The following is a 7,801-nucleotide window of genomic DNA, read 5'->3' on the forward strand; positions in this document are numbered from 1 at the left end:
TATAAATATCCCGACCCAAGCTGTGCAAGTTTTGTACAGTTTGGTTGACCAGGTGTGTGATATGGAAGCATGGTTAGCGTTTATAATCATGACAGCTTTCACAATTTTGACAGGAATTATTGCGTTTGTAGGTGGTGCATTAAAGAAAGGTGAAGAATAAAAATATTAAAGGACTTTAATTGTTGGATGATATCAAGAAGTTAGGAAATATATTTTTCATTATTTCCTTTCTTCTTTTTCTTTTTTTAGGATATTTAATCTTTGCTCCTTTTATAGGTATTATTACAGTTTCAATTTTGCTTGTTGTAATTTTTTATCCAATACATCAAAAAATTTCTAAAATTGTAAAAAATTCTGTTTTAAATTCTCTAATCTCAACATTTATAATACTGACTACGCTGCTGTTGCCATTTAGCTTGATTTTGTTTTTTCTGACAAAGGAAATCATAGAACTCTATCCACTGATAGCAGATTATATAACAAATCCTAACTTGATTGTTGAAAAATTAAAAGAAAGTCCTTATCTATATAAACTTTATCTTAAACTTCAAGAATTTTATCTAAACAAGCTTGATAACAACTTCCATGATTCAATAATTAATTATCTTAAACAATTTACGGCAATTATGTTTAATTTTGCAAAAACATTTTTATCAAATATTATTTTGATTTTCATCGCTATTTTCATTATGGCTATAACTATTTTCTTTCTTTTTAAAGATGGATATAAGTTGTACAATTTGGTTTATTCAATAATTCCTTTAGAAAAAGAAGAAAAAGACTACTTATTTAGTAATTCTTATGCTGCAGTTCAAGCTGTAATTCTTGGTTCTGTATTTGTAGCAATTGCTCAAGCTATAGCATCTTTAATTGGATTTTTAGTTGCTGGCGTAGAATACAGTCTTGTTCTTACATTTTTAACCTTTTTTGCCGCATTCATTCCTTTTGGCGGTGCGTCCTTAGTATGGGTTCCGGTAGCTATTTATCTTATTGTCAGCAAAGGTCTTTTAGTAGGAATTCTTTTTACTCTTTATGGAACTTTTGTAATTAGCACTGTAGATAATATTATCAGACCTATAGTTGTTGGAACTAAAATTGATATGCATCCAATGATAATGTTTTTTGCTATTATTGGTGGATTAAGTACCTTTGGATTTCTTGGTATCTTTATTGCTCCTGTGATCGTTGCATTGATAGATGCTTTTATTATGCTTTATAAGAAGAGATATGGAATAGAAAATGAGTAATGGATAGGGTGTTTCAAAATTTTTGTAAATTTACCTTTTCTTGTCATCCCGAGGGCGAAGTCCGAAGGATCTCATTTTTGATCTTTTGACTTGAAAAGAAAAACATGAGATTCTTCGCTGATGCTCAGAATGACAGTGTGGATTTTTTCAAGCAGTCTCATCCTACTACGCCTTTTGATTCGTTCCAATATCTATCCATCTCTTCTAAACTCATCTCTTCTAACTTTTTACCTTGCTGTTTCGCTTTCTGTTCAATGTAATTAAATCTTCTTATGCTTCTGTCTGTTGCTAAATGAAGTGCCTCTTCCGGGTCTATTTTTAAAAATCTTGCAAGATTGACAAGTGCAGTTAGAATATCTCCAAATTCATGAACTTTTTCTTCGTATGTTTTGGCTTCTTTTAACTCTTGTATCTCTTCAAAGACTTTTTCCCATACATCGTTTATGTTTTCCCATTCAAATCCAACCTTTGCCATCCTATCTTGAACTTTATAAGAACGCAAAAGTGCCGGCATTCTTTTTGGAATTCCCTCTAAAATAGAGCTTTTTTCTTCTTGTTTTATTTGATGCCACTGTTTTAAAACTTCTTCGGCATTTTTAGCCTCTGACTCTCCAAAAACATGCGGATGTCTATTTATAAGCTTTTTAATCAATCTATCTGTTACAACAACTACATCAAACCTACCTTCATCTTTTTTGATTTGGCTGTTGAAAACAACCTGTAATAAAACATCTCCTAGCTCTTCTATCATCTTTTCATCATCATTTTCTTCAATTGCTTCCAACAGCTCATAAGCTTCTTCTATGAGATTATTTTTAATAGATTGATTTGTCTGCTCTCTATCCCATGGACATTCTTTTCTTAATCTTTGAACTATCTCGACAAGCTCTTGAAACTTCTTTCCTTCTTCTCTGCATTCCATTGTTAACTCCTTTCATTGTCTCACGATTTTGTATAAAAGTATAACAAACATAAAAACTGCAATATATAACATTAAGTTTGCTATACTATGCTGATTTGACAAATGAAAAAGCGCAGATGAAGCTAAAAATGCAAAAAAGATTATAGCCAAAACGATTTTATTTATCTGATTTTTATAAAATTCTTGAAGTTCTTCTACGTCTTTAAAAATTACTCTAAAAGTAAGTCTTTCTATGTTAAGTGTTTTTATTATTCTGTCTAATTTAAATGAAAGGTTGTAATAAAAGTTAGCTATATCCATAACTTCTTCAAACTTTTCTTTTATGTAATCTTTTGTTGATTTTGTTAAGAATTTTGTAAGTCTTTCTGTTGGGTTAAAGTGAGGGTCTAAGTATCGGATTAGTCCATCAAGTCCAATAGATGCCTTTCCAAGATATGCCAAGGTTGTAGGAAGGTAAAGATTACATTCTCTTACAAGTTCAATGATTTCTAAAACCATCTCTTTTAGATTTATGTTTTGAAGTGTCTTGTTGTGATATTTGTCAATAAAGACTTCTACTAAGCTCTCAAGCTTCTCAAGGTCTGTTTTTGGGCTAATCATGCCCATGCCTTCGTAAAAGTTCATAGCTAAGGTTTTATTTTTGTTTACAACTGCAAATATATGCTCGTAAAGTAATCTCTTTTTCTCTTCCGATAACGTTCCTACCATTCCAAAATCTAAAAGGACTAAGGTTTTGTCTTCTTTTATCAGTAGATTTCCCGGGTGAGGGTCTGCATGGTAAAAGCCGTCATAAAAAACCATCTTATAGTAAGCATCTGTAATGAGTCTTGCTATATCTTGTTTTTCTGATGTTGTCAGTTGTATCTGATTTATCTTTTTACCTTCTATAAACTCTAAAACCAATACATTTTTTGTTGAATACTGCGGGTAATACTTTGGTATGTAAAACTTTTCATTGAAATTTTCAAAGTTTTTTCTAAATGTCTGTATGTTAGATGCTTCTATCTCAAAATCTGCTTCTCTTAAGGTTGTAAACTTATATTGATAGATGACAGATTTTAGGTTTAGGTCTTTGACAGTTTTGGAATGCCTTTCTAAAAAAGATATGACCTTGTAAAATACTTCTGCGTCTAAGGATATCAGCTCTTCTAAGTTTGGTCTTTTTACTTTTACTGCTACTGCTTCTCCTGTTTTTAAAACACCTTTATAAACTTGTGCTATTGATGCTGAGCCGATAGGATTTGGGTCTATGTATGTAAAAACCTCTTCTATTTTTTGATTAAGTTCTTTTTCAATGATGTTTTTTATTATTTCAAAATCAACAGGTTTGACGTTGTCTTGAAGTTTTATAAGTTCAAGGATTACAGACTGGGGGACTATATCCGGTCTTATGCTTAGCACTTGACCAAGCTTTATGAATGAAGGACCAAGCTTTTCTAAGGTTTCTCTAATTCTCTGTGGTCCAAGAGATGGGTCTGATTCTATGCCAAAAAGTGCTTTAAAATAATCATAGATATTGTATATTCCAAGCTTTGATAACTCTAAGGTTATATCTTTAAATCTTTTGTAAAGCTTTAGCTTTTTATTAAACACCTTGAGAATCCAAAATCTCTTTCATTAATTTAGCAACATTTCTAATTTCCCATTGGGCGTGGGGTGTGTTTCTTTTTTCTATAAAGTCTTTGATCCAACTTAACGTTCCTGAAACTACGATTGTTGTTCTCCTTCCTGTTGGCAAGAAAAATCTTGCATCCTCTCTTTTTATTTTATAACCATACACAAGCAAATCATATATATATTGCGACAGTTCATCGTGTAGTTTTGCCAGCTCATATGCTCTAATTTTTGATTTTGATTCTAAAAATTTAGGCTCAGGGATTTCTTCTTTAAGATTTTTTAAAACTTCATAAATTTTAGCTATTGTTTGATTCATTCCGGAAACATCTACTTCTATCTCTTCTTGAGATTCTAAAATAGATGGTGGCAAGACTGTATAGTTTTCATCTTCTCTTACATACCTTTGGCTTCTTTGTGAAAAGTTCAGTGCAGTATGGCGAACTAACTGATGGGTCATAGCTCTACTAACTCCATCAATAAAAAACACGGCGTAGCCGTCATACTCTTTTTTTAATCCTATAAGAGAAACTGTTAGATTATTTTCTGTGCGAGTTTCTATGGGGTCAACAGGTGTATCATATTCTGCAAGCTTTTCAAAAGCTTTAAAATACCCACTTTCATTAACCTTTAAAAGTTCTTCTAAATAGTGTCTTAAAGATACTCCAATCACATCCGGATATTTTGGGTTATAGTGGGTTTTAAAATAGGTAGCACCAATCCTTAAAGCGTTTTCCTCTCCTACTTTTTTATACACAAAAGAATGGGCAAAAACAGAAAAATGCTTATAATTTCCAAGCTTAGATAAAAATTCTGCTCTCTTTTGTTTTTCTGCTACCCTTGGGTCGTTTAAAAGAGAATTTAAATCTCCACTGTTATAACAAACCCTTGCCCCAAGAGCCGTATATGGAAAGCTGTCTTTAAAGTCTTCTATAGTGAAAAAATTAAGCAGCATTTTTTATCTCCAATGATGTAATTTATAGTGTATATATTTTAACTTAAACACCTTGGATGAGAAATTGGAGATTTTTATAAAAACTTAAATAGGAGATCCTTCGGTCTTACGACCTCAGTATGACAGCCAAGGTTGAATATAAGCATCGGAGATAGCCTTCTTTGCCATCCTACAGCCGGCGAAGAATCTCCTACTTTTACTGAATTTCTCACACGATGTATAAAATTTTGCTAAACTATTATATTAAATTGACGAAAAAAGAGATAAGAAATCTTTACGGAGGGATTATTTAATGCGACCAAAGATTGAACCTAAGCCAATTGAAAAGCCTGTCCCGTCTGACAAGTTTCTTGTATCTAAGACAGATACAAAAGGCATTATTACTTATGCAAATACAGTATTTATTGAAATTTCTGGATACACAGAGGATGAGTTAATCGGTGCAAATCATAACATTGTTAGACATCCGGATATGCCAAGGACTGTTTTTAAGCTTCTTTGGGATACTATACAGAAAGGTGATGAAATTTTTGCATATGTAAAAAACATGGCGAAAGATGGCAGTTATTACTGGGTGTTTGCACACGTGACTCCAACCTTTGACAGCTCAGGAAAAATTATTGGTTATCAATCAGACAGAAGACCTGTTAGAAATAGAGAGTTTTTAAATAGTGTTATAATTCCATTATACCAAGAGCTAAAAAAAGAAGAGCAAAAAGGGCTGGATGCAGGAATGAGAAAGCTTGAAGAAACGCTCAGCAGAATTGGAATGTCTTATGAAGAATTTATTTTTAAAAACTATTAATTACGTGAGACGTTGAGCGTGAGACGCTTAACGTTAAACGTTAAAAAAGGAGGTAATCGATGACAAATCACAAACTTTCTTCGTTAACTAAAATACAGTATGCCAATATGCTGTCTATAGGGATATTTACATTTGCTCTTGTAATTGAAGTTTACAAGCATGGATTTGATTTTATTAGAATCCTTAATATTATCAACTTCTTAACTGCTTGGTATATCTTTGTTAACATTAAAAAAGTTCAAGGGTTTGTTAGTAGAATAAGCGATGTTGTAAGTAGAGCAGAAAAGGGAGACCTTGAGTCAAGATTAGTAAAAGAAAAAGAAGGCGGTGAGCTTTTAAAACTTGCTTATGATGTGAATTATTTGTTAGACCAAGTGGATGTATTTTTAAGAGAAATTCAAAGTCCATTAGAGTATGCATCCAAGAGAAAATACTGGAGAAAGGTTATAACTGATGGCTTTGCAGGTACGTTTAAATCAGTGGCTGAAAAGCTAAACGTTCCTTTGAAAGCCATTGAAAATAATGACAGATTTATAGAAAAAACAAAAATGATAGAAGAGCTTTCTCGTATAGGTGGTGGCATACAGGCCAATTTAAAAGTTATTTCAGAAGATTTAAACAAACTTGTAAGCAAACTTTCTTTAATTAAAGAAGAAAGTAAAAAAACTGTAGATATAGCGGTAGAAGGAAATAAAGAGATAGAAAAGATAGTTAACGACTTGTCGCAGGTAATAAAAAATATTGAAGAGTCAAACAGAGTAATACAAAATTTAGCTCAAAAAACAGAAGATATTAGCGTTGTTGTTTCATTGATTAAAGATATAGCAGACCAAACAAACTTGCTTGCTTTAAACGCAGCAATAGAAGCAGCAAGAGCTGGAGAGATGGGAAGAGGCTTTGCAGTAGTTGCAGACGAAGTTAGAAAGCTTGCAGAAAGAACCCAAAAGGCAACAGAAGAAGTACACAAGCAATAGCTGTACTTCAAGAAGAAAGCAAGAATACATTAGCCAAATCAGAAAAAATGGTAGAAATAACCCAAGCTTCAGCTAAATCAATCACAGGTATGACAGATATCTTGAAAGCTTTCCAAGATACAGCATTAAACAACGAAAAATTAACAGAAGTCTTAGCAACTCAGGCATTCTTATCTTCTAAAAAATTAGACCATATAATATTTAAAAACAATGTTTACTCAAGCGTAACCCAAGAAAAAATGGTATTTAAATTTACAGACCATCGTAATTGTGCGTTTGGCAAATGGTATTATGACAATGGTATTAGGGAATTCAATGAATTAACATTATTTAAAGAGATTGAAAAGCATCATGCAAACTTCCACAATGTTTTATACAATGTTGTCGAAATAATAGAAAATAATAAAGATATATTAAAACATAAAGAACTGATATTTAAATCTTTTGAAACTGCTGAAAAAGAATCTCAAGAACTGTTTAAAGAAATGGATAAACTTGCTGAAGAGAAAGCGAGAAGGCTTGGAATACAATTTTAAACGTGAAACGTTGAACGTAAAACGTGAAACGTAAAAAAGGAGGTAAGCAATGGGTTTATTTGGCGGATCAAACAAAGAAAGAGAAAGACAGCTTGAAGCACAGCTTGCTGAATGCCAAAAACAGCTACAAGAATTATCTAAGTTAGAAAAAGGCAGTGATGAGTACGAGGAAAAGTATCTTGAGCTTAAACAGGCTTTAGACAATCTATCTGAAGAAGCTGTATTTTTTGCAACATCAGAGTTTAGAGAAGGAAAATCGGGCAATGAGATTGTTTATGTCAATAGAAAAGGAAAAGAGATTATAGACAAAATATCGCAAGAAATAAAGTCTAATCTGGGAGTAGAAATAAACTCAAACAATATTATTGGGAAATCTATACATATATTTCACAAAGACCCAGAAAGGATAAAACAGCTTTTAAAAGCTTTAAAGCCCGGAGAAGTAAAAAGAAATACAGATATAAAAGTAGGAAACACTATTATTCAATCAGACAGGTCGGTGATTGCTGATAAAAATGGAAATGTAAAATACTACATGATATCAATGAAAGATGTAACAGCCGAAAGGTTGATAGAACAAAAAATTATACCTTTAAACGCAAAAAATACAGCGTTAGCAGTATACAACTCTGTAAAAACACTTATTAATCAAATCATTTTAGACATCTATATTCAAAACCAGTTTCAAAGCTTACTGAATGAAACACAAAGCATTGTTAAAGAAGTAGAATCTTAAAAGAGACTACGA

At 32.1% G+C, this 7,801-nt stretch carries 7 protein-coding genes and 1 pseudogene; 5 read left to right on the forward strand and 3 right to left on the reverse strand.

Annotated elements, in window-relative coordinates; genetic code table 11:
- Nucleotides 1-182: 182 nt before the first annotated feature.
- Entirely contained in the window at nt 183-1,247 is a 1,065-nt protein-coding gene (locus SULYE_RS04110) for an AI-2E family transporter (RefSeq protein WP_232178578.1), read from the forward strand.
- Between the two features lie 157 nt (nt 1,248-1,404).
- Here SULYE_RS04110 and mazG read toward each other — a convergent pair whose 3' ends face one another.
- From mazG to thyX, 3 genes are read right to left on the reverse strand one after another with little or no spacing between them, the layout of a single operon-like run.
- The gene (mazG, locus tag SULYE_RS04115; RefSeq protein WP_007546795.1) at nt 1,405-2,169 is read right to left on the reverse strand and encodes a nucleoside triphosphate pyrophosphohydrolase; all 765 of its coding nucleotides are present in this window, start codon (nt 2,167-2,169) and stop codon (nt 1,405-1,407) included.
- Between the two features lie 12 nt (nt 2,170-2,181).
- Nucleotides 2,182-3,762, reverse strand: coding sequence for an ABC1 kinase family protein (locus SULYE_RS04120; RefSeq protein WP_007546796.1), 1,581 nt, complete (start codon nt 3,760-3,762; stop codon nt 2,182-2,184).
- Nucleotides 3,755-4,738 carry an FAD-dependent thymidylate synthase gene (gene thyX / locus SULYE_RS04125; RefSeq protein WP_007546797.1) on the reverse strand — a complete coding sequence of 328 codons (984 nt, stop codon included), beginning with the start codon at nt 4,736-4,738 and terminating at the stop codon, nt 3,755-3,757. The genes SULYE_RS04120 and thyX overlap by 8 nt, the downstream gene beginning before the upstream one ends.
- Nucleotides 4,739-5,030: 292 nt before the next feature.
- Here thyX and SULYE_RS04130 point away from each other — a divergent pair, with 292 nt between their 5' ends.
- The 4 genes and pseudogenes from SULYE_RS04130 (at nt 5,031) to SULYE_RS04140 (ending at nt 7,789) form a co-directional block, all read left to right on the forward strand.
- Entirely contained in the window at nt 5,031-5,543 is a 513-nt protein-coding gene (locus SULYE_RS04130) for a PAS domain-containing protein (RefSeq protein ID WP_007546799.1), read from the forward strand.
- Between the two features lie 548 nt (nt 5,544-6,091).
- A pseudogene (locus tag SULYE_RS08785) lies at nt 6,092-6,497 on the forward strand (methyl-accepting chemotaxis protein); the annotation flags it as partial.
- Nucleotides 6,498-6,564: 67 nt separating this feature from the next.
- Complete coding sequence (locus SULYE_RS08545) at nt 6,565-7,053, forward strand: CZB domain-containing protein (protein ID WP_007546806.1); 489 nt, start codon at nt 6,565-6,567, stop codon at nt 7,051-7,053.
- A gap of 49 nt (nt 7,054-7,102) precedes the next feature.
- On the forward strand, nt 7,103-7,789 hold the full coding sequence (locus SULYE_RS04140) for a transcriptional regulator (RefSeq protein ID WP_007546808.1): 687 nt from the start codon (nt 7,103-7,105) through the stop codon (nt 7,787-7,789).
- Nucleotides 7,790-7,801 lie beyond the last annotated feature (12 nt).

The sequence above is a fragment of the Sulfurihydrogenibium yellowstonense SS-5 genome, assembly GCF_000173615.1.
GTDB classification, from domain to species: domain Bacteria; phylum Aquificota; class Aquificia; order Aquificales; family Hydrogenothermaceae; genus Sulfurihydrogenibium; species Sulfurihydrogenibium yellowstonense.